The organism is Streptomyces sp. NPDC029466 (genome assembly GCF_055574515.1).
Genome location: NZ_JBVHZH010000005.1, coordinates 164768 through 188178 on the forward strand (window position 1 = coordinate 164768; position 23411 = coordinate 188178).

Consider the following 23411-nt stretch of genomic DNA (forward strand, 5'->3'; position numbering starts at 1 on the left):
GTGTGGGACGTAAAGCGAAGCAGTCCCACACACCGGCCCCGGAGGTCCGTCACCGCACCCACAGCCCCGCGCAGCGGACCCGCCCGCCGCAGGCGCAACGGCGAGCAACCAAAACGGCGGGACGGCCGAAAACGTGGGAAGCCTAAGCGAACCGCTGAAGGAAGAGCGCTTCCGCCAGCGACAGTCGTTCCAGTTCCTGCGGGGACACGCTCTCGTTGACCGCGTGGATCTGGGCCTCCGGCTCGCTGAGGCCGATGAGGAGGATTTCCGCGTCGGGGTAGAGCGCAGCCAACGTGTTGCACAGGGGGATGGAGCCGCCCATGCCGGAGGTCTGCATCTCCGCGCCGTCGTAGGCCTCGCGGAGGGCCTCGGCCATCGAGGTGTACGCGGGGCTGGTGGTGTCCGCGCGGAACGCCTGGCCCTGGCCGACCTGTTCGACCGCGACCCGGGCTCCCCAGGGCGCGGCGGTCTCCAGATGGGCGGCCAGCAGCTTGGTCGCCTCGGCCGCGTCCGTGCCCGGCGGTACCCGCAGGCTGACCAGTGCCCGTGCGCCTGCCTGTACGGACGGGGTGGCGCCGACCACCGGGGGGCAGTCGATGCCGAGGACGGTGACGGCGGGGCGGGCCCAGATCCGGTCCGCGATCGTGCCGTTGCCGAGCAGTCCGACACCGTCCAGGATCTTGGCGTCCTTGCGGAAGTCCTCCTCCGGGTACTGGAGGCCGTCCCAGGTGGCGTCGGCGGTCAGGCCGGTCACCGTCGTCGAACCGTCCTCGGCGCGCAGCGAGTCCAGGATGCGGATGAGTGCCGCCAGCGCGTCGGGGGCCGCGCCGCCGAACTGGCCGGAGTGCAGATTGCCCTCCAGGGTGTCGACCTGGACGCGGACCAGGGTCATGCCGCGCAGTGTCGCGGTCACCGTCGGCAGCCCGACCCGGAAGTTGCCGGTGTCGCCGATGACGATGGCGTCGGCGGCGAGCAGTTCCGGGTGTGCCTCGGCGTAGCGTTCCAGGCCGCCGGTGCCCTGTTCCTCCGAACCCTCCACGATCACCTTGACGTTGACCGGGACGCCGCCGTGCTCCTTGAGCGCGCGCAGCGCCGTCAGATGCATGATCAGGCCGCCCTTGCAGTCCGCGGCACCGCGGCCGTACCAGCGGCCGTCGCGCTCGGTCAGCTCGAAGGGAGGGGAGACCCAGGCGGTCTCGTCCAGCGGCGGCTGCACGTCGTAGTGGGCGTACAGCAGGACCGTGGGAGCGCCGGCCGGGCCGGGGAGGAAGCCGTAGACGGACTGGGTGCCGTCCGGGGTGTCCAGCAGTGCCACGTCCTGGAAGCCGTCCGCCCGCAGCGTGTCGACGATCCAGTGGGCGGCCGCCTCGCACTCGCTCTTGGGGAACTGGGCAGGATCCGCGACCGACTTGAAGGCCACCAGCTCGGCCAGCTCGGTCCTGGCGCGGGGCTGGAGTGCGGCGACGGTACGTGCGAGCGGGCTGTCAGGCATGGAACGCTCCTTGTGGGCGCGACGTTGTGCGTACGGGCCGTCCGGCCTCGTGAGCCGGACGGGCCGGACGTACGGGCATCAGTCACCCGATCTTCCCACAGGCCCCTCGCGCAACAGCGGCCCGTAGGATGCGGGTACACGCAGCCAGGCATCGAACGGGAGCAGAAGCACAGGTGAGCAGCGAGCGGGCAGCGGAGGACAACCAGCAGGTGTGGGACGTCGTGGTGGTGGGCGCGGGGCCTGCGGGCGCCTCGGCCGCGCATGCCGCGGCCTGTACGGGACGCCGCGTCCTGCTCCTGGAGAAAGCGGAACTCCCGCGCTACAAGACCTGTGGCGGCGGCATCATCGGACCCTCCCGGGACTCCCTCCCGCCGGGCTTCGACCTGCCGCTGCGCGACCGGGTGCATGCGGTGACGTTCTCGCTGAACGGCCGGCTGGCCCGCACCCGCCGCTCCAAGAACATGCTGTTCGGGCTGATCAACCGCCCCGAGTTCGACGCCCGGCTGGTCGAGTCGGCCAAGGACGCGGGCGCGACGGTCCGTACGGGCGTCACGGTCTCCCGGGTGGAGCAGCACGGCGTCGAGGTGCCCGACCGGCGGACGGTGGCGGTGGTGCTCGGCGACGGTGAGGTGGTGCTGGCCCGTTCGGTGATCGGCGCGGACGGCAGCGCGGGCCGTATAGGAGCGCATGTCGGGGTCAAGCTCGACCAGGTCGATCTGGGTCTGGAGGCGGAGATCCCGGTTCCGCCGCCGGTCGCCGAGGACTGGGCGGGGCGGGTGCTCATCGACTGGGGTCCGATTCCCGGCAGCTACGGCTGGGTGTTCCCCAAGGGCGACACCCTCACCGTCGGCGTCATCTCCGCGCGCGGCGAGGGCGCGGCGACCAAGCGCTATCTGGAGGACTTCATCGGGCGGCTGGGCCTGGCCGGCTTCGAGCCGAGCATCTCGTCCGGGCATCTGACGCGCTGCCGTGCCGATGACTCCCCGCTGTCCCGCGGCCGGGTGCTGGTGTGCGGCGACGCGGCCGGGCTGCTGGAGCCGTGGACGCGGGAGGGCATCTCGTTCGCGCTGCGGTCCGGGCGGCTCGCGGGGGAGTGGGCGGTGCGCGTCTCCGAGGCGCATGACGCGGTGGACGCCCGTCGCCAGGCCCTCAATTACGCCTTCGCCATCAAGGCGGGCCTCGGGGTGGAGATGGGCGTGGGCCGCCAGATGCTCAAGGTCTTCTCACGCCGCCCCGGTCTGATGCACGCCGCGGTCACCGGCTTCCGGCCCGCCTGGCATGCCTTTGCGAAGATCACCCGTGGGACGACGACGCTGGCCGAGATCGTGCGCACGCATGCGGTGGCGCGGCGGGCGCTGGAGGCGATGGACCGCGGCTGAGGCGGGGCGGGCCGGGTGCCTGGTGAGAGAGCCCGCCGGGCGGCCGGCGGGAGGGCCCGGCTGTTGGTCCGTGGCACGTGGGGTCGCGGGGCGCCCGGCCGCCAGGGTCCCTCCGGAGGATGTGCCGTACTCCCGGAGGAGTACGTCAGGCCACCGCGCCGGGCTGACGCCGCCGGGCCCCGTCGCGGACTAGCGTGACGGCATGGAGAACGCACGGCCGCCGTGGGCGCGGCGCTCCCTCGGCCCGGCGTGGGAGCGGTGGCTGGCGACCCCGCCCGGGGAACCTCGCGGGCGCTCCGGCACCCGGCTGCCCTGGCTGTCGACCCTCGTCGTGACGCTCGTGGTGACGGTCGGCTCCGGTTTCGCCGGCCACGGTCAGCCGGACCGCGTCCCGCTGGACTCCCTCGGGCGCGCGCTGCTGGTCCTCGGTGGGGCCCTGCTGCTGTTCCGGCAGCGCTTCCCGCGCACCGTCGCCCTCGGCACCGCCGTCGCCGTCGCCGGCTATCTCGCGGCCGGCTATCCGTACGGACCGGTCTTCCTCCTTCTCGCCCTCGGCGCCTTCGCGGCGGTCGTCGCGGGACACCGCAAGGTCGCCTGGTGGGCGCTGGGCGGGGTGTGGGCCTGCCATGTGCTGGTCGCCCACTGGCTCTACCGGTGGCTGCCGCCCCCGCACGACGGGCCCGCGCCCTGGGGTGAGGAACTGCTGGTCACGGCCTGGGTGGTGGCCGTGGTGGCGCTCTCCGAGCTGGTGCGGGTGCGCCGGGAGCAGCTGGCGAAGGCGCAGGCCGAGCGGGCCGCCGCGGAACGCCGCAGGGCGGACGAGGAGCGGCTGCGGATCGCCCGCGAGCTGCATGACGTCCTGGCCCACAGCATCTCCGTCATCAACGTCCAGGCGGGGGTGGGCCTGGCGCTGCTCGACAGCGACCCGGAGCAGGCGCGGAGGGCGCTGACCACGATCAAGGACGCGAGCAAGGAAGCGCTCGGCGAGGTCCGTCAGGTGCTCGACACCCTGCGTACGCCGGGCGACGCGCCGCGCTCCCCGGCCCCCGGGCTGGACCGGCTGCCCGAACTCGCCGAGCAGGCCGGGAGCGCCGGGCTCACCGTGGACCTCACCACCGAGGGCACCCCGGTCACGCTGCCGCCCGGCACCGACCTCGCCGCGTTCCGCATCGTGCAGGAGGCGCTCACCAACACCGTCCGCCACTCCGGCTCCCGTACCGCCCGGGTGCTGCTCCGCCACACCCCCGGGGCGCTGGAGATCCGGGTCGACGACGACGGCCCGGCGACCGCCGGCGGGGGCGAGGCGGGCGGTGGCAACGGCCTGATCGGCATGCGGGAGCGGGCCGCCGCGCTGGGCGGCACCATCGAGGCGGGGCCGCGCCCGGACGGCGGCTTCCGGGTCCTGGCCCGTATCCCGCTGTCCGGTACGGGCCCGGACCCGGGCCAGGGGGCGGATACGGTGGCCCCCACCGCACCCGAGGAGGAGTCGTGATCCGGGTACTGCTCGCCGACGATCAGCTGCTGGTGCGGGCCGGTTTCAAGGTGCTGCTGGACGCCCAGCCCGATATCGAGGTGGTCGCCGAGGCCGCGGACGGGCAGCAGGCGCTGGCCGCGGTCCGCGAACACCGCCCGGACATCGTCCTGATGGACATCCGGATGCCGGTGGTGGACGGCCTGATCGCCACCCGCCGGATCACCGAGGACCCGCGGCTGCGGGAGGTGAAGGTCGTCATGCTGACCACCTTCGAGCTGGACGAGTACGTCTTCGAGGCGATCCGCTCCGGAGCCTCCGGCTTTCTGGTCAAGGACACCGAACCGGAGGAGCTGCTACGGGCCGTGCGTGCGGTCGTCGCGGGTGACGCCCTGCTCTCGCCCGGCGTCACCCGCCGTCTGATCGCCGAGTTCGCGGCCCGCTCCAAGGAACCGGCTGCGGCCGATGCGCTGTCCGCGCTGACCGAGCGGGAGCGCGAGGTGATGGCGCTGGTCGGCATCGGCCTCTCCAACGAGGAGATCGCCCGCCGGCTGGTCGTCAGCCCGCTCACCGCCAAGACGCATGTCAGCCGCACGATGGTCAAACTGGGCGCCCGCGACCGTGCCCAACTGGTCGTGCTGGCCTATGAGTCGGGGTTGGTGCGGCCCGGTTGGCTGGGGTGAGGCAGGGCGGGGGTGCGGGCGGTGCCGCCCTGCGGTGGGCGACGAGCGCAGGCCGGGGAGACGGTCGACCGGGGGACGGGCGCGGGCCGGACGCACGGCCGGGCCCGCCCGCCGCCCCGAAGCTCAGACGCCGCCCCGCTCCTGCCACAGCCGGGGCAGCGTCTCATCGCCGGTGAGGGTCAACGCGTCCCACGGCAGACGGTTCCACAGCGCGAGATACAGCTCCTCGGCCGGGCCCTCGATCGTGCAGTCGGCCGCCTTTTCGGCGTCCGGACCGTCGGCGCCCGGGGCGGTGCGCACCGTCCGCGGCGGGGCGTCGGAGAGGTGGACGGTCCAGTCGGCGCCGGGGGCGTTCACGGCCCGCAGCCGCAGCGTGCGGGGGACGTCCGTACGGACCCGGCTGCGGTCGCGGGAGTGAAAGCCCGTCAGGAGTTCATCGATGCCGTCGGCGGCGAAGGCCGACGGGAGGGGGGTGAGGGAGGCACCGAGCGCCTGCTGGGCGTCCGCGCGGTGCACCGAGGTCTCGTGGGCCTGCCGGCGGGCCCAGAACGCCAGGGGGGACGGGGCGGGCAGGAACGTCCAGGCGGACAGGTCCTGCGGCGCGGAGTGCAGCGCCAGGACGAGGTGGTGGTGGCCCTCGCGCAGCCAGGGCACGAGTTCGTCGTCGGCCAGATCCGGGGCCTCGGGGGGACGGCTGGGCTGCTGCACGCCCTGCGTCACGAACTCCGTCGCCCAGCGGTGCACCTGTCCGACATGGGTGACCAGATCCCGCATCTGCCAGTCGGGACAGGCCGGAATCCGGGCATCCGGCCCCGCCTCCTGCGCGGCATCGGCGAGCAGGCCGCCGTCCAGTCGCAGCGTTTCGACGAACTCAGTGATCTCCATACCCACGAGTTTGCCAGCAGGCACTGACAGCGGCCCCTCGCGGGTCCGGCCGCCGACCGCGCATCGGGCGCCTGGACCGGCGACGGCGCCCGGGGTCGCCCCGGTGCGTCACGTTCGCCCGGTGTGTGCCCCGCGGGTGGCGTAGGCGATGCCCGCCGCGAGCGCGGCGAGCAGGGCGACCGTGGTCAGTGCGGCCGGCAGACCGAGCGCCTCGGCGAGGAAACCGATGGCGGGCGGGCCGAGCAGCATGCCGCCGTAGCCGACCGTGGAGGCCACCGCGACGCCGTCCGGGCCGCCGGTCTCGCCGGCCCGTGCCAGGGCGATGGGGAAGATATTGGCGAGACCCAGGCCCGCGACGGCGAAGCCCGCACAGGCCCACCAGGCCGTCGGCGCGAGCGCGCCGAGCAGCATCCCCGCGGTCGCCGTCGTGCCACCCGCGATCAGTGCCCGGGCCGCCCCGAAGCGCTGTACGACCGCCGTTCCGGACAGCCGCCCCACGGTCATCGCCAGCGCGAACACCGCGTATCCGGCGGCGGCCGTACCGGGCCCGGCGCCCAGGTCCTGGGAGAGGTGCAGCGCGCCCCAGTCGGCCATCGCCCCCTCGCCGTACGCGGTGCACAGGGCGATCAGCCCGAACACGAGCACCAGACGGCGCGCCCGGCCTGCCCGGCCGTTCCCCGGACGGTGGTCCTCCGGCGCGGGCAGTTGCTCGGGAACCTCCGGCACCGGGTACCGGCACAGCGCGCGCCCCGCGACGACCGTCACCAGCAGCCCGATCACGGCGAGCACCAGCAGATGGGCGGTGGCGGACAGCCCGCCCGCGAGCAGTCCGCCGAGGCCCGCGCCGAGCATGCCGCCCAGGCTGAAGGCGGCGTGGAAGCCCGGCATCACGGGGCGCCGCAGGGCGCCGATGAGCGCGACCGCGGCGCTGTTCATCGCGACGTTGAGCGCGCCGTACGCGGCGCCGAAGACCAGCAGGACGAGTCCCAGCGCGGTCGCGGAGCGGGTGAGCGGCGGCAGCACGATGCTCAGTGAGAGGGCGGCCGCGGCCGCAATCGTCACGAGGGGGCTGCCGAAGCGCCGGCACAGTCGTCCGGCGATCATCATGAAGGCGACCGCGCCGGCCGACACGCCGAGCAGGGCGAGCCCGAGGGCGCCCGCTCCGGCGCCGGTCTGCGCCTTGATCGCGGGGATCCGGACGACCCATCCGGCGAAGAGGAAGCCGTCCATGGCGAAGAATGCGGTGAGCGCGATACGGGGGCGGGTCAGGTACGGCTCCGTGCGGACGGAGTCCCGGTCCCGCGTGAGGACCCTCCGCATTTTGTTTAGCGTCGGCACAAAGTCAGAATAGGGGTGTGACCCAGACTCGGACAACCAGGCTGGAGCGGGGCCGCGGCGCCCTCGGACCCGCACTGGAGCTCGTACACACCGGCCGCGCGCCCACCCGCGCCGTCCTGACCTCCGAACTCGGCGTGACCCGCGCGACCGCGGGAGCGGTGGCCGCCGAGCTCGAAGCGCTCGGACTGATCACCGTCGACTCCCGGCCGACCGCCTCGGCCGGCTCCCAAGGGCGGCCCTCCCACCGGCTGTTCGTCGCCGAGCGAGGACCGGTGGTGCTCGCCGCGCAGATCCACGCGGACGGGTTCCGGGTCGCACTGGTCGGCCTCGGCGGCCGCATCGTGGCGACCTCGACCGGCTGCGGCGCCATCCCCGCTGACCCGGCGCATGTGCTCGCCGAGGTCGTCGCGGCCGGCGCGGAGCTGCTGCGCGAGACCGGACGGCGCTGTCTCGGCGCCGGTCTCGCGGTGCCCTCCGCGGTCGCCGAACCGGACGGCGAGGCCCTCAACCCGCTGCACCTCGCCTGGCCGCGGGGCGCCCCCGTACGCGCCCTCTTCCTGCGCTCGCTCGCCGAGGCCGGCATCCCGGGAGTCACCGAGCAGATCGGCTTCAGCGGCAACGATGTCAACCTCATGGCGCTCGCCGAACACCGGCACGGGGCCGGCCGGGGCGCCCGTGACCTGCTCTGTGTGGCCTCCGGGCACCGGGGTGTCGGCGGGGCGCTGGTGCTCGACGGCCGTCTGCACAGCGGCAGTTCGGGCCTGGCGCTGGAGGTCGGCCATCTCACCGTCCACCCCGAGGGGGCGCCCTGCCACTGCGGCAGCCGCGGCTGTCTGGACGTCGAGGCGGACCCGCTCGCTTTCCTCGGCGCCGCGGGCCGCGAGCCGGGCCCCGAGGGCTCCCTGCTCCAGCAGTCCGCGGATCTGCTGCGGGACGAGTACGCCGATCCGGGCGTGCGCGCCGCGGCCGATCTCCTCATCGACCGCCTCGGGCTGGGTCTCGCCGGCCTGGTCAACATCCTCAACCCCGACCGCATCGTCCTCGGCGGTCTGCATCGCGCCCTGCTGGAGGCCGACCCGGAACGGCTGCGCGCGGTGGTCGCCGACCGCAGCCTGTGGGGCCGCAGCGGCGGGGTGCCGATCCTGCCGTGCGGCCTCGACCACAACAGCCTGGTCGGCGCGGCCGAACTGGCCTGGCAGCCGGTGCTGGACGATCCGCTGGTCGTTCTCGACCGGTAGCGGTGCCCGGCGGCGGCAGGGAGCCAGGCGGGACTTCGCGGACACGCCCTAGGCTGCGGTCATGATTCCCGAAGCGGTCGCGCGCAGCCCGTACGTCAGCCTGGTCACCTTCCGCCGGAACGGGACGCCGGTGGCCACCCCCGTATGGGCGGTGGCCGAAGGGACGGAACTCCTGGTGTGGACGCGGGACGACAGCTGGAAGGTGAAGCGGCTGCGGCAGGACCCGCGGGTGACCGTCACCCCGTGCGATGTGCGCGGCCGGATCGCCGAGGGCGCCCGGACCGTCGAGGGCACCGGCCGGCTCCTGGAGGGTGCCGACGGGCTCGGCCGGGTGCGCAAGGCGATGGCGCGCAAATACGGGCTGCGGTTCCGGCTGATGGACGTCGTCGGCGCGCTGGTGCGCGGCGGCAAGCGGCCGCATGTGGGGATCTCGGTCACCCTGTAGCCGCCGGGCGTGCTGCCCGAACGCCGCGCGGCCGGTCCGCCCTGCGCGGGCGTGGAAGCGGCCCCGTTCACCGGCTGTGGTGCAGCGCCCGCGGCCAGTCGGCGGCGAAGGCGCGCGCCGGGTTGGCCGTCAGGAACCGTGTCACCAGGTCCGCGCCCAGGGTGCGGACCAGCCGCTCCCGGTGACCGCGCAGCAGATACGGCATCCCCGGGCCGCCGTTGACCGATCTGGCGCCGGCCGTGGTGGTGTCCCCGCCCAGCAGGATCCGGTCGGCGAAGCCCGCGTCGGCGAGCGCGGCCAGCGCCTCGGGCAGCCGCCAGTCGGTCGCGTGATGGGCCCGCGAGGGGCCGTCGAAGGCCAGATACGCCCCGGCCCCGGCGGCCGCCCGGTGCACGGCGAGATCCGGTGAACGGTTGAGATGACCGAGGATCACCCGGTCCGGCGGGACCGCCAACGCGCCGCAGAGCAGGTCGAGTACGTCCAGTGCCCCGGTGCCCAGCTCCAGGTGGACGCCGATGGCGGCGCCGGTCGCCCGCTGGGCCTCGGCGGCGGCCGCCATGGTGTGCCGGGCGTGCCGGTCCAGCCCGTGGAAGCCGCCGGCGACCTTGATCATCCCGGCCCGGGGGCCGGAGTCGCCGATCCCTTCGGTCAGCTCGCCGACGAACAGCCCGGCCAGGTCCGCACCGACCCGCGCCAGCAGCTCGGGGGAGTAGTGCGCCGCCTGGTGCAGCCCGGTGGCGGCGACGATCCGTACGCCCGACTCCCGTGCCAGCCGCGGCAGTTCGGCGGCGCGGCGGCCCATGCCGTACGGCGTCCACTGGATCACCGCCGCGCCGCCGGCCGCCCGAAAAGCGCTCAGCTCGGCGGCCGCCGCCCCGGCGTCGTCCAGCTCCTGCCCCGGGAGTTGGGGGCTGCGCAGGAAGAGATGGTCGTGGGCGTCGCAGATGCCGAGGCCGGCGGGCGCGATGTCGCCGAGGACCGTACGGACGGCGGGGGAGACGGGGGCTTGCGCGGGGGCCCGGTTCACCACTGCTGCCCCTCGCCCAGCAGGCCGGTGCCCGGGGCGGACAGATGCAGCACCTGGTAGCGGTCGCCCGCGGACCGCGGGGAGTCGTCCGCCCAGAGGGTGAAGTGGACCAGTTCCCAGCGCCGCGGGTCGAGGGCCAGCGCGGTGGTGTGCACACCCTCCGTCGTGGCCAACTCCTCGTGTCCGGCGACCTCCTGCGCGATGACGGTGGCGGGGTCGGCGTCCTCGGCGAGCGTCACGGTCCGCCGGGTGAAGGCGTGGGGGACCGCACCGGCGGCCGGGCCCGGGCGGTGGAACAGCCCCTGCCAGTTCTGGACGGCCGGCCGTCCGAAGTCGCGGACCACACCGCGGAATCCGTCGCCGAGGAGGAAGCGGTTCATGGCCTCCGGGTCGGCCCAGAGGTAGAAGGGCGCGTACTGGTTGACCGGTGCGCCGTCGACCCCGCGCTCCCGGATCCCGTACGCCTTCAGGCCGAGCCCGGGGAAGTCGTCCAGGAGGTGGCCCCTGGTCCGGACGCGGTCCCGGATGATCCGCATGTCGTAGTCGGCGGGCAGGGTGATCGCGTACTGCATGGCGTGCATGACGGGCTCCGTACGGGTGCGGGGGAGGGGCTCAGCCGGTGGTGCGGGTGCCGGGCGTGCGCTGTGCGGCGAGCAGCGTCAGCACGCCCTGCACGGCGGCGTCGAAGGGGGCGGGATCGTCGGCCGCACGGGCCAGCACATAGCCGCCCTGGACGACGGCCGCGACGGCCGCGGCCCCGGCCGCCGGGTCCAGCTCGGGAGCCAGCTCCCCACGGCGCTGCCCTTCGGCGAGCACCTCGGTGATCCGGCCCTGAAGCCAACCGAACAGCTCGTCCAGCGGCTGCCGCAGCTCCGGGCTGTGCACCACATCACGGTCCTGTGTCATCCGGCCGATCGGGCAGCCGCGCAGCACCCGCCGCTCGCGCAGCAGATAGGCCGCGATGCGGTCGTACGCCGTACCGGGACCGCCCAGGCATGACTCGGCGCCCTGCTTCAGCTCCTCCGCGGTGCGCCGGATCGCCGCCAGGGCGAGCTCGGACTTGCCCGTGAAGTGGTGGTACATGCTGCCCTGGCCGACGCCCGCGCGCTCCAGGATCGCCTTGGGGCTGGTGCCGACATAGCCCCGCTCCCACAGCAGCTCCTGCGTGCTCCGGACGAGTCGTTCCTGTGTGCCGAGCGGTTCCTGAGTGCTCATGCAGCGCACTGTACATACTAGTATTTACAGTGATCAAGGAAGAGTGCGAACGGCAAAGGGCGGGCGGCGCACGCCGCGCCGTCCGGGCCGGCCCGTCAGCCGACCTTGGTGCCCCGTATGCGGGTGTGCGAGCCGGCCGCCGTACGGGTGTCCCCCAGCGGCACGGACTCCCCGTATCCACGGACCGTACGGGCCTCTTCGGGCGGCGTGGTCAGGGCCGGAAGGGTGAACCACACGACCTTGCCACTGCCGTCCGGGCGCACCCCCCAGCTCTCGCTGAGCGCCGCGATCAGCGCCAGCCCGCGGCCGCAGGTCTCCCAGCTGTCGGCGACCCGGATCCGGGGCAGCCGGGGGTCCTCGTCGTGTACCGAGACCGTCAACTGATCAAGAAGAACGCACAGTTCCACGGTGCATTGCTTGCTGGGGCGGGCGTGCCGGTGCACGTTGGCGAGGAGTTCGGTCACGCCGAGCGCCGCGGGGTCTATCAGGGCGTCGAGACGCCAGTACCGCAGCTGGGCGGAGACAATTCTGCGCACATGACCGATGCGAGCCGGAACGGCTTGGAGCTCCACCGTGCAGTGCCTGCTGGGCTGCCTGATCACGACCGCGACTCCCTGATGAGGCCGGGCGCCCCTCGTACCGGGCAGGGGCGAAGATCGGATCCAGCGATGCCGAATGCACCACAGCGTCACCGCTGGTGAACCCTCAGTGATACGAGTCCAGGGTCAGGCAGCCGCAGCGCTCCCGCAACCGCACCTCCTCGGCCGGAGCGGGCCGTCAGGGGTGCGGCGGGCGGGCCGCCTCCAGGGCCTTGAAGAAGAGTTCCGGGGTGCCGAGCGTGAGCGAATAGCGGTGCCCGTTGAGCGTGGCAAGTGCCCGGTCCCGCGCCGCGAACAGCGGTTTATGGGCCTGTACGGCCTGGAGCGGGGCACTGTCGATCTCCGTGCCGTAGCTGGTCAGCAGCACCAGCCTGCCGTCACTGATGACGACCTGACCGGCGCGGGTCAGGGACCGCAGCCATCGCTCGATCCGTACGCCGGTCGCGTTGAACTCAGGCTCCGCCATGCCGGCACCTCCTCGGTAGACGGGCAGCTGCCCTCCACCGCCCCTTGGAGGAAGTCTGCCGGTACCGCGCCCGGCGCACCAGTGGCACCGTCGCGTGCTGCGCACAACAGCCCTGCCCCCTGGCCTCCTTGGGGTATCTCAAAGTGATGTTTATGCAGGTGAGAAGGGTGCGACGGGTGGTTATAGTCGGAAGCGGCCCGCCGTTTTCCACGGGCCTTCAACACCCCCGGAGGAGCCCGCCGTGAGCACCGCACAGCAGCCGCAGAGCTCGCCTGACCACGAGGCCGCGGCCGAAGCCCCGATACCGACCATCGACGTCGACCGCACGGATCAGGACTACCGAAGCTGGCTCAAAGAAGCCGTACGCAAGGTCCAGGCGGATGCCAACCGCACAGCGGACACTCACCTGCTGCGCTTTCCGCTCCCCGAGCGGTGGGGCATCGACCTCTACCTCAAGGACGAGTCGACGCACCCCACCGGCAGCCTCAAGCACCGGCTGGCCCGCTCGCTGTTCCTCTACGGGCTGTGCAACGGCTGGATCCGCCCCGGCAAGCCCGTCATCGAGGCGTCCAGTGGCTCCACGGCCGTCTCCGAGGCCTACTTCGCCTCCCTCATCGGGGTGCCCTTCATCGCGGTGATGCCGGCCACCACCAGCCGTGAGAAGACCCGGCTGATCGAGTTCCATGGCGGCACCTGTCATCTGGTGCAGGACCCGCGGACCGTCTACGAGGTCTCCGCCCGGCTCGCCGCCGAATCCGGCGGCCACTACATGGACCAGTTCACCTACGCGGAACGGGCCACCGACTGGCGCGGCAACAACAACATCGCCGAGTCGATCTACCAGCAGCTGCGGCTGGAGCGCTATCCCGAGCCCGCCTGGATCGTGGCCACCGCGGGCACCGGCGGCACCTCCGCGACCATCGCCCGCTATGTCCACTACATGCAGTACGACACCCGTATCTGTGTCCCCGACCCGGAGAACTCCTGTTTCTTCGACGGCTGGCGTACCGGCGACGCCAAGACCGACTGCGCCACCGCCTCGCGTATCGAGGGCATCGGGCGGCCGCGGATGGAGCCGAGCTTCGTGCCCGGTGCCATCGACCGGATGATGAAGGTCCCGGACGCGGCCAGCATCGCGGCCGTACGCGCCCTGGAGACGGCGATAGGCCGCAAGGCGGGCGGGTCGACCGGCACCGGGCTGTGGAGCGCCCTGAAGATCGTCGCCGAGATGGTCGCCGAGGGGCGTACGGGATCCGTCGTCACCCTGCTCTGCGACCCTGGCGACCGCTACCTCGACAAGTACTACTCCGATGCCTGGCTGGCCGCCCAGGGCCTGGACATCACGCCCTACGCACGCACCCTCGACGCATTCCTGGCCACCGGCTCCTGGCCGGTCTGAGCCGCCGGGCGGGACACGGCGCCGGGCTCAGGGCGCGGTGAGCCTGCGGTCCAGGGCCCGCGCCGACTGCCGGAAGGCGTGGCCCAGACCGGGCCTGGCCATGGTCAGCAGAGCGCGGAACGGCGCCGGGCCGTCCGCCGCGAACGTCCACCGCAGCCGGGTACCGCCGCCCGCCGGTGTCAGCCGCCAGTCCTCCAACAAGGCCCGCAGACCAGGGGCGTTGGTAGTGTCGACGCGGTAGGCGTAGTGCGCGTCGGGCTCGGCCGCCAGGACCGTCTCGGTGAAGCGGGTGCCACCCGTCAGCCGCACTTCCCGGCCCGTGCCGCCCCGCGTCACCGCCGAGCGCGCCACGCCCGTGAACCAGCACGACCAGCCGGCCACATCGTCCGCCAGTGCCGCATACACCGCCTTCGGCGGTGCGCTGACCTCCGCCGCGAACACCAGCCGCAACGGGGCGGACTCGACGAAGTCGAGCTCTACGGGGCGGAGTCGGCGTGCCATGGGACGAGCACCCCCTACGGGACGGTCGGCGGGCCTGCGCGGCTCACCATAGCTGGCGCACCGTCAGATGTCTGCGTCATCCGGCTGCTCGCCCGCCACCACCAGCTCCGGCGGCAGCTCCGCGAACTCCGCACGCGTCTGCGCGGGAATCCCGGCATCCGTCACCAGCACATCCACCTCGTCCAGCGTCGCGAACGAACTCAGACCGACCGTGCCCCACTTGGTGTGGTCGGCGACCACCACCACCCGCCGCGCGGACCGCACGAAATGCCGGTTGGTCTCCGCCTCGGCCAGATTCGGCGTCGACAGACCCGCCTCGACCGATATGCCGTGCACCCCGAGGAAGAGCACATCGAAATGCAGCGACCGGATCGCGGCGTCCGCCACCGGGCCCACCAGGGTGTCCGACGGCGTACGCACCCCGCCCGTCAGCACCACCGTCGCGGCCCCCGCCCGCGGTCCCGTGCCGCCGCTGGCCGCCGCCCGCTGCGCGGTGTAGAACACATCGGCCACCCGCACCGAATTCGTCACCACCGTCAGATCCGGCACCTCCAGCAGCTGCTGCGCCAGCGCGAACGCGGTCGTACCGCCCGCCAGCGCGATCGCGCTGCCCGGTGCCGCCATCTCGGCCGCCGCCTTCGCGATGTCTTCCTTGGCGCTCAGCTCCAGCCCCGACTTCGCCTCGAAACCGGGCTCGTGCGCACTCGGCTCGCTGACCGGGACCGCGCCGCCGTGCACCTTCTCCACCAAGCCCTGGCGGGCCAGCGCATCCAGATCGCGACGGACCGTCATGTCCGACACGTTCAGCTTGCGGGTCAGCTCATTGACCCGCACCCCGCCCCGCCGTCTGACCTCGTCGAGAATCAGGGCACGCCGCTGCTCCGCGAGGAGATTCTGGTTGTCGCTCACCCCGGCCCGTCCCTTCCGCCCCGGCTCGCTGTGTCCGGTCGTACGCGCTGGCTCCCGCCTGCGATCACTGATGCCCTCATCCTCGCACGAGGCGCTGACAGCGACGGAGTGGTCGGGTGAGAGGGCGTGGGGTGGGCGGGGTGAGGTGGGTGCCCGGGGCGGGATGACGGTGTGTGCCGGGTGGGGTGAGGTGGGGGAGCGGGGGTGTGAGGGCGGGCTGGGGGAGGGCGATGGGTGCCCCCCAGAACACCACCCCCCTTTGGTGCTGGATGTCCCCGCGTGGGGAAGAGACAATCCTGGGGGCGCCGCACCGCACGGCGCCGCACCGACTACGGGGGAATTCAGTGGAGACCGCGGATCCGACACCGCACGCCCGCTCAACGGACCGTGACACCGCAGCAGTTGGGCCACCGCGCACCGCACCACAGCTCTCCCTGGAGCTGCTGGTGCACGGCGTCGGCGGTACCACCGCCCAGGAGATGCTCGGCGACCCACGCGTCCAGCTGATCACCGGCGACGACACCGCCGCCTGCTACCGCCGCACCGACGACGCGGACGCCGAGCAACGCCCCGACGACTACCGGGGTGAGCCCGTCCGCGAGGCGTACTGCTGGTCCAACCTCACCTCGGGCAACGGCGCCCGCGCCCTGTGGCTGATCCTGGTGCCCTTCATGGTCGCCAACCTCGCCCATTGGATGCGCCCGGCCGCCCCGTCCGAGCACCCGGCCCAGCGGATCTACGACCTGCTCGTCCGCATCCTCGCCCTCACGCTGACGGTCCTGCTCGCCGCCGCGGCCTGTGAGGTGGCCCTCGACCTCACCGCCTGGCAGTGCGCCGGCACCACCGTCTGCGCCGCCGGCAAATCCTGGATGGGCTTCCTCAGCCCCGACAACTCCGGCTGGTGGAGCGCCCCGGGCCGCCGTCTCGCGCTCGCGTCCGTGGTGCCGCTGCTCGTCATCGGCTTCCTGTGGGGGCTCTCGCGCCGCACCTGGAGCGCCTACGAATCCGCCTCACCGCCGCCGCGGCTGCCCGGCACCTCCCGCGACACCCCGGTCGCCGAACGCACCGCGCTCAGCCGTGAGGGCTTCTGGTACGGCCGCCGGCTGGTCGCCAGGCTGCGTGCCGCGCACGCCACGGCCGGGGTGCTGACCGTGGCCGCGGTGCTGCTCGCCGCCGCCGCGAAGGCCGACGGGGACGGCGGCCACCCCGTCCTCGCGGTCACCGGCCGGGCGCTGACCGCCCTGGTCATCGTGCTCGCCGCCGCCACCCTGATCGTGGTCTGGCGCACCGCCCGCAGTGAGGGCGCACCGGACGTCTCCTCGGACCACCTGGTCGTACGGGCGCTGCCGTTCGCCTCCCTGGTGGTGCTGGCGCTGACCATGGTGCACACCGGCTGGGCCCGCCCCGGTGCGCACAGCCACGGCCCGCTGCCCGGCGCCGACGCCTTCGGCGGGATCGCCGTCTTCCAGGGTGTGCTGGTCCTGGCGCTGGCGATGACCGCCGGGGTACTGCAGCGTGCCGCCCGCGACGACGCCCGTACCGCGCTGCGCGGCATGGGCGGGCCCGCCGTCGCACTGCTGGCGTGTGCGGTCGGCGGGGTGCTGTCCGGGGGCGTCGCCCAGCGCTTCGCTGACTGGCTGGACGGCGGCGCGACCCCCGGTCAGGCGCACGCCCCCATCCCCGGGCCGCCGGTCCTGCTGTCCTGGCAGGCCTCGGTCATCCCCGCGCTGCTGGTGGTCGTCGCCGCGGTCGCGGTGCTCGCCGCCATCCGCGTGGTGATCGTCCGCAACCGGGTGACCAAGGACGTCCCCGGGCTCTATGACCCGCGCGAGCAGCCCGACGCGGGCCGCACCAAGCGCATCGCCGCGACCATCGCCGGCGCCGGACTCACCGACTCCGCGCCCGTCCTGATCGCGGCCACCTCCGCCGTCACCCTCATCCTCGGAGCCGGTGCGGTGATCGGCGCATGGCTCACCGGCCGGGCGCCCGGCCGGGCCACCGAAGGCGCACCGCCCGTCGTGCACGCCGCCGCCGAGACCGCGGAGTCCCTGGGGTCCTGGCTGATGGGCGCCGGCGTCATACTGCTGATCACCATGGGCCGGCGCGCCTACCGCGACCACTCCGCCCGCCGCACCATCGGCATCCTCTGGGACGTCGGCACGTTCTGGCCCCGCGCCGCCCACCCCTTCGCACCGCCCTGCTACGCCGAGCGCGCCGTCCCCGACCTCACCTGGCGGATGGCCACCTGGACCGAGCGGTTCGACGGCCGGCTGGTCCTCTCCGGGCACTCCCAGGGCAGTGTGCTGGCGGCCGCCGCGGTCTGGCAGCTGGACCTGGTCACCCGCAGCCGTGTCGCCCTGCTGACGTACGGCAGCCCCCTGGAGCGTCTCTACGGGCGCTGGTTCCCCGCCTTCTTCGGGCCGCCCGCGCTGACCGGACTGCACCGCGAGATGGACGACTGGCGCAATCTGTGGCGCTTCACCGACCCCATCGGCGGCCCGATCCGGCTCACCTGCGAGGGCGGCCGGCGGATCGACCAGGGGCCGCTGCGCGACCCGCTCTCCTTCGGCCGCACGCTGCAGAACCCGCTGCCCGCCCAGATCCTGGGCCATGGCGACTACCAGGCCGACCCGGTCTTCGAGACGGTCCGCGCCGAACTCATCGCCCGGCTCGGCCCGGACCTGCCGGGCCAGCGGCCCGCTGACGAGCGGGCCAACGACCGTCAGGATCAGGGGAGTTCGGGCAGGTCCTCCGGGTAGAGGAGGGTCAGGTCGTCGGTGCTCGGGTCGGTCAGCTGCGCCACCCGGCCCGCGTGCCGCTCGACCATCGCCTCGAACGTCTGCCGTGCGGTACGGCCGTTGCCGAAGGAGGGGCCCTTGGGCAGAGCGGTGAAGTACTTCAGCAGCGCCTCGCCGGCCCCCTCGGCGAGGCGGTACTCATGCTCCTCGCCCTGCTGCTCGACGATCCGCAGCAGCTCCTCGGGCGCGTAGTCACCAAAGGTGATGGTCCGTGAGAAACGGGACGCCACACCGGGGTTGACCGCCAGGAAGCGCTCCATCTCGGCGGTGTAGCCCGCCACGATCACCACCACCGCCTCCCGGTGGTCCTCCATCAGCTTCACGAGGGTGTCGATGGCCTCCTTCCCGAAGTCCCGCCCGGAGTCCTCGGGGGAGAGGGCGTACGCCTCGTCGATGAAGAGCACCCCGCCGCGCGCCCGGTCGAACGCCTCCTGGGTACGGATCGCCGTGGAGCCGATGTGCTCGCCCACCAGGTCCACCCGGGACACCTCGACCAGATGCCCGCGCTCCAACACCGCCAGGGACGCCAGGATTTCGCCGTACAGCCGGGCCACGGTCGTCTTGCCCGTGCCGGGGGAGCCGGTGAAGACCAGATGGCGGCGCACCGACGCGGCCTTCAGCCCCGCCTCCTGCCGCCGGCGCCCCACCTCGATCATGTTGATCAGGCTGCGCACCTCACGCTTGACGCTCTCCAGCCCCACGAGGGTGTCCAGCTCGCCCAGCACCTCGTCGGAGGGCCGGCTGCTGACGGCCGGCTCCGCGGCCGCCGGCGCCGGTACGGCCGGCGGCGGGCCCTGCGCCGGGACGTTGCCCAGCAGCCCGGCCGTCTGCGTCATCTGCTGCACCGCGGGTGCCGTCGCACCGGCGGCCGGTGTCGGTACGGCACGGCTCTCGTCGCTGGTGCAGTCCTGCACCGTCGGCCCGTCGCCCTGCCCGGCCCCGCCCTCGGCGAATTCGTAGCCGCCGCGGGCACACCGCTCCGTACGGCACCGCGTCAGCGTCGTACGGCAGCCGTCGATCACATGGAAGCCGAAGCCCGAACTCCCGGTGACCCGGCAGCCCTGGAAGGTGCCGCGGCCCTCCGCGGAGACATAGAAGCCGGCCTCGGCCGGGGAACTGACCGTGCAGCCCTCGATGGTGGGGTCCGCGCCCTTGGTGACGATCACGCCGGTCTGCGCACCGTCGATGGTGCAGTTGGCGAGGGTGCCGCCGCTGCCGTGGTCCCGGAACCAGGCGCCCGTCGCGGCCTCCCGGATCCGGCAGTCGTCCAGCTGCACGGTCGCCCCGTCGCTCACCGACACCGCGGTGTTGCGGACCTGCGCGATATCGCAGTCGACGACATCGGCGCGGGAGCCCCGGTCCAGGACGAACAGCGCGTCCGGGACGTCGTGCACCCGGGTCGCGTCCAGTACGGCGGTGGCGCCGTCGCTCACCCACACCGCCGGGTAGTCGCCCGTACTGTCGTGGATCTCGCACTGGTTGGCGTCCACGCGGGTGCCCGGGTCCCAGACGGACAGCCCGTTGCGTCCGAAGTGCCGCACCGTGCTGCGGGTCAGCGTCAGCACCGAACGGGACCGCAGATCGACGGCGTTCTCCGGGATGTCGTGGATGTCGCAGTCGGCGAGGGTGAGCACCGCGTCGGTGTCCAGGGTGACGCCGTCGGCGGAGGTGCGGTGGACCGTGCAGTCGGTGAAGTGCCCGGTGGCCCGCGACGCGACCTGGATCCCCGCGCCCTTGATCTCGTACAGCTCGCAGCCCACCGCCTCGACCGCGCTGCCCTCGCCGTGCAGTGACAGCCCGGCGCCCGAAGCGTGGTGGATCCGGCAGTTCTCCAGCCGGGGGTGGGCCCCGCCGCGCACCGCCACGCCGGCCTGCCCGGCTGCCATCACCTCGCACTCCTCGAAGACCCCGCCGGCGCCGTCCAGGACGCTGATGCCCACGCCGCCCGCGTTGTCGACCGTGCAACGGCGCACCGTGGGGCGGGCGCCGCCGCGGACCTCGATGCCGGACGCGGACCGGGTCACCACCCGCAGCCCGGCCAGCTCCGGGGCGCCGTCCTCCACCAGCAGCGCGGGCGCGGCCGAATCCGTCGCCTCCAGATGCAGATCGTGGACGGTCGCCGAGGCACGTACCGTCAGCGCCACCCCGTCGGACGGGGCGATCCGCACCGAACCGCGCGCGCCGTCCGGGCCGCGCAGCGTCACCGCGCGCGCCAGCACCAGATTCTCGCGGTAGGTACCGGCCGGGACGGTCAGCACATCACCGTCCCCGGCGGCCTCCAGCGCGGCGGCGAGCGAGCTGTACTCCCCTGTACGGCGTCGCCAACGGGACGTTCCGGAGTGCGTCACCTGGACCGAGCCCTGTGCCATGGCGCTGTCGTGCCCCCACTTCGTGCGGCTGTTGTCGGCCCGGCACCATCCGTCCGCGGATGTCCGTATTCCGGTCTGCGAGGCCCCAGCCGAGAGGCTGGCGCCACCACCGTAGCGCGCCCGGCGGGCGGCAGTTGACACGGTCAGCCGCCTCGAAAGGCGGCCGCTCAACTGCCCGCGTCGGCCCGGCCCCAGTCCTGGCCGGCCCGCTTCCACTCCTGGTCCCAGCGGCGGAAACGACGCACCATCAGCTGCCAGACGACCATCCGCCGGGCACCCTCGATCATCATGCCGACCCCGGCCGTGGTGCCCAGCCCGGCCAGCACCGCATGGGTGGCCGCCGTACTCGCGTCCATCGGCCGCGGCACCACCCGGCCCCGGTCGTCCGTCCAGATCCGGAACCGCTCACCGGTCTCCACCGGACGGGGCGCGGCGAGCTGCCCGATATGTGCGCTGCCGTCCCGGGCCGTCCAGCGGGCGAGGACCCGGCGGTGCGCATCGCGCTGCGAGGAGGTCTCCGGATCGGGGTCGAGCGGGGTCCGGGAGAGCAGCCGGTCGACCGTGACCCACACCAGATGCCGCTGCTGGTGCTGTATCCGTGCGGCCTCCAGCAGCGCGCCCTGCGCGGCCCGTCCGGTGAGCCAGCCCGCGGAGCTCGCCCCGAGGGCGATCAGGAGGGCCGCGACGAGCGCCACCCAGGCCTCGATCCGATCGGTCCGGCGCCGCAGCGGATTGCCCCGCCAGCGCCATACGCCTCTCATCGCTCGCATCGTTGCCCCCTCTCCGTGTCCGTGAATACCGCATCAGGGGTGATCCATGCGAGAGTTCTGCGAAGAGAGAGCAACATCACCGCGTACAAAAGGCAACATCCGGGCGTACGGAACGGGGCCGGGATCTGCTTGGCCCCCGGGCTCGCCGGAACCGGTCTTCTGCCTGGTCAGCGCAGCCGTACGGCTATCGTCACCACGGCGCCCGGCGGGCCCGTGTCCGGCGCCCCGCCCGTCACCGCGAACCGGTCCGCCACCAGGCGCGCCAGCCACAGCCCGCGCCCCTTCGGCGCGCCGTCCAGGCCGGGCAGCAGCTCGGGGATCACCTCCTCGGTGAACCCGGGCCCGGCATCGCTGATCCGGCACTCCAGTTCCTCGCCCACCCGACGCAGCACCAGCCGCCCGGAGCCGCCCGCATGCTCCACGGCGTTGCCCGCGATCTCGTCCACCGCCAGCACGAACTCGCCGCGCCGTGGCTCGCCCAGGCCCTCCCGGGCCGCGCACTCCTCGACCAGCAGCCGCAGTTGCGGCAGCAGCCGGGCGGTGAAACGCCGCTCCAGCAGCCGGTGGCCGGCCTCCTCCGCCGGCACCTCGGCCGGACCGGAGCTCACCACGCGCGCACCACCTCCGTCAGGACCAGCCGTGGCACCCCTCCCGGCGCCCAGCCGGCGCGGCAACCGGCACCGCCCGCGGTCGCAGCGCACCTCGATCAGTTCACGGCCGCGCGGCGTCCCGGGCCGGCGGGAGCAGGCTGACCGCGCAGCCGGCCGACAGGACGTGCGGCCGGCTCGGATCGACGGTGAGCCGCCGGGCGCATACCGCGGACAGATGGTCACCGGGCCGCGGCGGCCCGCCGGCGGTCGGGAGACCCCACGGCGCGGGGCGCGTGCCGGCCCGTCAGCCGAGTATCTCGAACGGGTCGCCGACCCGGATCGTGCCGACCCCACGGGGTATCAGATTCTGGCCGAAGACCAGCCGGTCACCGAAGCGGCGGTGGTGGGCGAGGGTGCGCAGCGGTTCCTTGCCGCGCTCGGCGGTGCGCTGGTCGGTTGTCGTGACCACGCAGCGTGAGCAGGGCTTGGCCACCTCGAAGTCCACCTCGCCGATACGGATCCGGCGCCAGTCGTCCTCCGCCCAGGGCGCGGTGCCGTCCACGACCACATTGGGCCGGAAACGGTTCATGGGTAGCGGCCCCTCGTCGGCGTGGTCGCCCTGCGCGATGAGCGAGTTGAGGGCGTCCAGCGAGGAGGTGGTGGTCAGCAGCAGCGGGAAGCCGTCGGCGAAGCTGACCGTGTCGCCGGGCGCGGAGTACGCCGGGTCGACGGGCCGGCGCTTCTCCGGGGCGTCGAGATACACCAGCCGGCACTCGACGCCCAGATACCCGCGGAACCACTCGGCCGCCTCCGGGCCCGCGGGCACCGCCTCGACCTCGTCCTTCCAGACCTCGACCGGAACCGTCTCCCCGGACCCGGGCACCGCGACCGTCAGCGGCTCCCTCCCGGGCGCGGTGAGCCCGAGGGCACCGCCCGGCAGCCCCTCGGCGCGCGCCAACGCCAGCAGCGGCTGCTGCCGTTGGGTGAGCTGCCTGCCCTCGGCATCCACCAGCAGCCAGCGTCGGTCCCCGGCGAGCCCCCACGGCTCCACGACCGCCTCGCCGGGACCGGACCCCGCAATGGATTTGACCGGGTAGAGATGGATCGACTGGAGCGCAGGCTTCGGCATGCCTGCCATCCTGCCAGCCGCCTCGGACAGTTGGCCGATGGGCCGGGTCAGTACCCGCGCGGGTACTGGCGGCCGTACGGATCGTCGTAGGGCGAGGCGGGGCGCGGCGCGACCGGCGCGGCCGGGCGCATCGCCTCGTACCCCGTGCCCATGGGCGGGCGCTGGGGCTGCTGCTGTGGCGGGGACTGATAGCCGCGGGAACCCGCCTGCTGCGGGATGTACGGCGCGGGTGCCTGCTGGAGCGGGGCGACCGGCTGGGCGGCCGCTCCCGGGTAACCCTGCGCGGGCGAGGGGTGGGAGGGCGCGGCCGGGAGCGCCGGCAGTGCCGAGGGCAGCGCCGGCAAATAGGACGAACCCGTCTCGTAGGGGGAGGGGTTCACCCGGATCGGGGCGATCTGCGGCGTACCGCGCTCTGCGACGAGGCTGTCGTAGATCGGGGTGTCCGGGAAGGAGGGCGAAGCGTAGTAGCCGCCGCCGTAGGTAGAGCGGGGGGAGGTCATGCCTCATAAGTTAAGCCCACGATGTGCCGATTGGGGAGTCTGGAAAGAGGGTTGTTTTACGTGTTCGGAGCGGCCATGGAGCACCAATGTGAGCGAACTTGGGGAAATCGGTCGCGATCGCCCGTAGGAATCATGTAAAGACCTCGCTTCTCGCTGGTGAACAAGGGGCGTTCGGAGTGGTGGGGGACAAGTAGGTTGGGGTGTGCCA

Annotated in this window: 22 protein-coding genes; 7 read left to right on the plus strand and 15 right to left on the minus strand. The window is 73.4% G+C overall.

Annotated elements, in window-relative coordinates:
* Positions 1-142: 142 nt before the first annotated feature.
* Positions 143-1492 (minus strand): M20/M25/M40 family metallo-hydrolase, encoded by a 1350-nt coding sequence (locus ACZ4XD_RS07300; protein WP_468039051.1) that lies wholly within the window; start codon positions 1490-1492, stop codon positions 143-145.
* A gap of 173 nt (positions 1493-1665) precedes the next feature.
* Between ACZ4XD_RS07300 and ACZ4XD_RS07305 the strand changes: the two genes are divergently transcribed.
* The 3 genes from ACZ4XD_RS07305 to ACZ4XD_RS07315 all read left to right on the plus strand — a co-directional run bounded on the left by ACZ4XD_RS07305 (position 1666) and on the right by ACZ4XD_RS07315 (position 5025).
* The gene (locus tag ACZ4XD_RS07305; RefSeq protein ID WP_468039053.1) at positions 1666-2871 is read left to right on the plus strand and encodes a geranylgeranyl reductase family protein; all 1206 of its coding nucleotides are present in this window, start codon (positions 1666-1668) and stop codon (positions 2869-2871) included.
* 202 nt (positions 2872-3073) lie between these two features.
* A complete protein-coding gene (locus ACZ4XD_RS07310; RefSeq protein ID WP_468039055.1) occupies positions 3074-4363 on the plus strand; it encodes a sensor histidine kinase in 1290 nt (429 codons plus the stop codon).
* A complete protein-coding gene (locus tag ACZ4XD_RS07315) occupies positions 4360-5025 on the plus strand; it encodes a response regulator (protein WP_468039057.1) in 666 nt (221 codons plus the stop codon). The genes ACZ4XD_RS07310 and ACZ4XD_RS07315 overlap by 4 nt, the downstream gene beginning before the upstream one ends.
* A gap of 123 nt (positions 5026-5148) precedes the next feature.
* On the opposite strand, the gene ACZ4XD_RS07320 is transcribed toward ACZ4XD_RS07315, so the two are convergent.
* Both ACZ4XD_RS07320 and ACZ4XD_RS07325 read right to left on the minus strand, forming a co-directional pair.
* Positions 5149-5910, minus strand: coding sequence for a maleylpyruvate isomerase family mycothiol-dependent enzyme (locus tag ACZ4XD_RS07320; protein ID WP_468039059.1), 762 nt, complete (start codon positions 5908-5910; stop codon positions 5149-5151).
* A 108-nt stretch (positions 5911-6018) separates the two neighbouring features.
* Positions 6019-7248, minus strand: a complete 1230-nt coding sequence (locus tag ACZ4XD_RS07325; protein ID WP_468039061.1) for an MFS transporter — start codon at positions 7246-7248, stop codon at positions 6019-6021.
* A gap of 17 nt (positions 7249-7265) precedes the next feature.
* Here ACZ4XD_RS07325 and ACZ4XD_RS07330 point away from each other — a divergent pair, with 17 nt between their 5' ends.
* A complete protein-coding gene (locus ACZ4XD_RS07330; RefSeq protein WP_468039063.1) occupies positions 7266-8486 on the plus strand; it encodes an ROK family protein in 1221 nt (406 codons plus the stop codon).
* 61 nt (positions 8487-8547) lie between these two features.
* Positions 8548-8931: a PPOX class F420-dependent oxidoreductase gene (locus ACZ4XD_RS07335; protein WP_468039065.1), complete on the plus strand. Its 384-nt coding sequence runs from the start codon at positions 8548-8550 to the stop codon at positions 8929-8931.
* Between the two features lie 67 nt (positions 8932-8998).
* On the opposite strand, the gene ACZ4XD_RS07340 is transcribed toward ACZ4XD_RS07335, so the two are convergent.
* The 5 genes from ACZ4XD_RS07340 to ACZ4XD_RS07360 form a co-directional block, all read right to left on the minus strand.
* The gene (locus tag ACZ4XD_RS07340) at positions 8999-9958 is read right to left on the minus strand and encodes a phosphotriesterase family protein (protein ID WP_468039149.1); all 960 of its coding nucleotides are present in this window, start codon (positions 9956-9958) and stop codon (positions 8999-9001) included.
* Entirely contained in the window at positions 9955-10539 is a 585-nt protein-coding gene (locus tag ACZ4XD_RS07345; protein ID WP_468039067.1) for a DUF4865 family protein, read from the minus strand. Before ACZ4XD_RS07345 ends, ACZ4XD_RS07340 begins: the two co-directional genes overlap by 4 nt.
* 31 nt (positions 10540-10570) lie before the next feature.
* Positions 10571-11173, minus strand: coding sequence for a TetR/AcrR family transcriptional regulator (locus ACZ4XD_RS07350; RefSeq protein ID WP_042160444.1), 603 nt, complete (start codon positions 11171-11173; stop codon positions 10571-10573).
* 95 nt (positions 11174-11268) lie between these two features.
* Positions 11269-11775, minus strand: coding sequence for an ATP-binding protein (locus ACZ4XD_RS07355; protein ID WP_468039070.1), 507 nt, complete (start codon positions 11773-11775; stop codon positions 11269-11271).
* Between the two features lie 175 nt (positions 11776-11950).
* The gene (locus ACZ4XD_RS07360) at positions 11951-12238 is read right to left on the minus strand and encodes a hypothetical protein (protein ID WP_468039072.1); all 288 of its coding nucleotides are present in this window, start codon (positions 12236-12238) and stop codon (positions 11951-11953) included.
* A 241-nt stretch (positions 12239-12479) separates the two neighbouring features.
* Between ACZ4XD_RS07360 and ACZ4XD_RS07365 the strand changes: the two genes are divergently transcribed.
* Positions 12480-13637: a PLP-dependent cysteine synthase family protein gene (locus tag ACZ4XD_RS07365; RefSeq protein ID WP_468039074.1), complete on the plus strand. Its 1158-nt coding sequence runs from the start codon at positions 12480-12482 to the stop codon at positions 13635-13637.
* 27 nt (positions 13638-13664) lie between these two features.
* On the opposite strand, the gene ACZ4XD_RS07370 is transcribed toward ACZ4XD_RS07365, so the two are convergent.
* Together ACZ4XD_RS07370 and ACZ4XD_RS07375 are read right to left on the minus strand one after the other, a co-directional pair.
* A complete protein-coding gene (locus ACZ4XD_RS07370; RefSeq protein ID WP_468039076.1) occupies positions 13665-14138 on the minus strand; it encodes an SRPBCC family protein in 474 nt (157 codons plus the stop codon).
* A gap of 63 nt (positions 14139-14201) precedes the next feature.
* The gene (locus ACZ4XD_RS07375) at positions 14202-15047 is read right to left on the minus strand and encodes a DeoR/GlpR family DNA-binding transcription regulator (protein ID WP_190142630.1); all 846 of its coding nucleotides are present in this window, start codon (positions 15045-15047) and stop codon (positions 14202-14204) included.
* A 344-nt stretch (positions 15048-15391) separates the two neighbouring features.
* Here ACZ4XD_RS07375 and ACZ4XD_RS07380 point away from each other — a divergent pair, with 344 nt between their 5' ends.
* Positions 15392-17806, plus strand: coding sequence for a hypothetical protein (locus ACZ4XD_RS07380; protein WP_468039078.1), 2415 nt, complete (start codon positions 15392-15394; stop codon positions 17804-17806).
* Here ACZ4XD_RS07380 and ACZ4XD_RS07385 read toward each other — a convergent pair.
* From ACZ4XD_RS07385 to ACZ4XD_RS07405, 5 genes are all read right to left on the minus strand, one after another.
* Entirely contained in the window at positions 17776-20214 is a 2439-nt protein-coding gene (locus tag ACZ4XD_RS07385) for a right-handed parallel beta-helix repeat-containing protein (protein WP_468039080.1), read from the minus strand. The two genes, ACZ4XD_RS07380 and ACZ4XD_RS07385, sit on opposite strands and share 31 nt — an antisense overlap.
* Positions 20215-20381: 167 nt before the next feature.
* Positions 20382-20984 carry an Rv1733c family protein gene (locus tag ACZ4XD_RS07390; protein WP_468039082.1) on the minus strand — a complete coding sequence of 201 codons (603 nt, stop codon included), beginning with the start codon at positions 20982-20984 and terminating at the stop codon, positions 20382-20384.
* A 167-nt stretch (positions 20985-21151) separates the two neighbouring features.
* Positions 21152-21595: an ATP-binding protein gene (locus ACZ4XD_RS07395; protein WP_468039084.1), complete on the minus strand. Its 444-nt coding sequence runs from the start codon at positions 21593-21595 to the stop codon at positions 21152-21154.
* A 283-nt stretch (positions 21596-21878) separates the two neighbouring features.
* Complete coding sequence (locus ACZ4XD_RS07400) at positions 21879-22703, minus strand: MOSC domain-containing protein (protein WP_468039086.1); 825 nt, start codon at positions 22701-22703, stop codon at positions 21879-21881.
* A gap of 47 nt (positions 22704-22750) precedes the next feature.
* Positions 22751-23203 carry a DUF6643 family protein gene (locus ACZ4XD_RS07405; protein WP_468039088.1) on the minus strand — a complete coding sequence of 151 codons (453 nt, stop codon included), beginning with the start codon at positions 23201-23203 and terminating at the stop codon, positions 22751-22753.
* Positions 23204-23411: the final 208 nt, after the last annotated feature.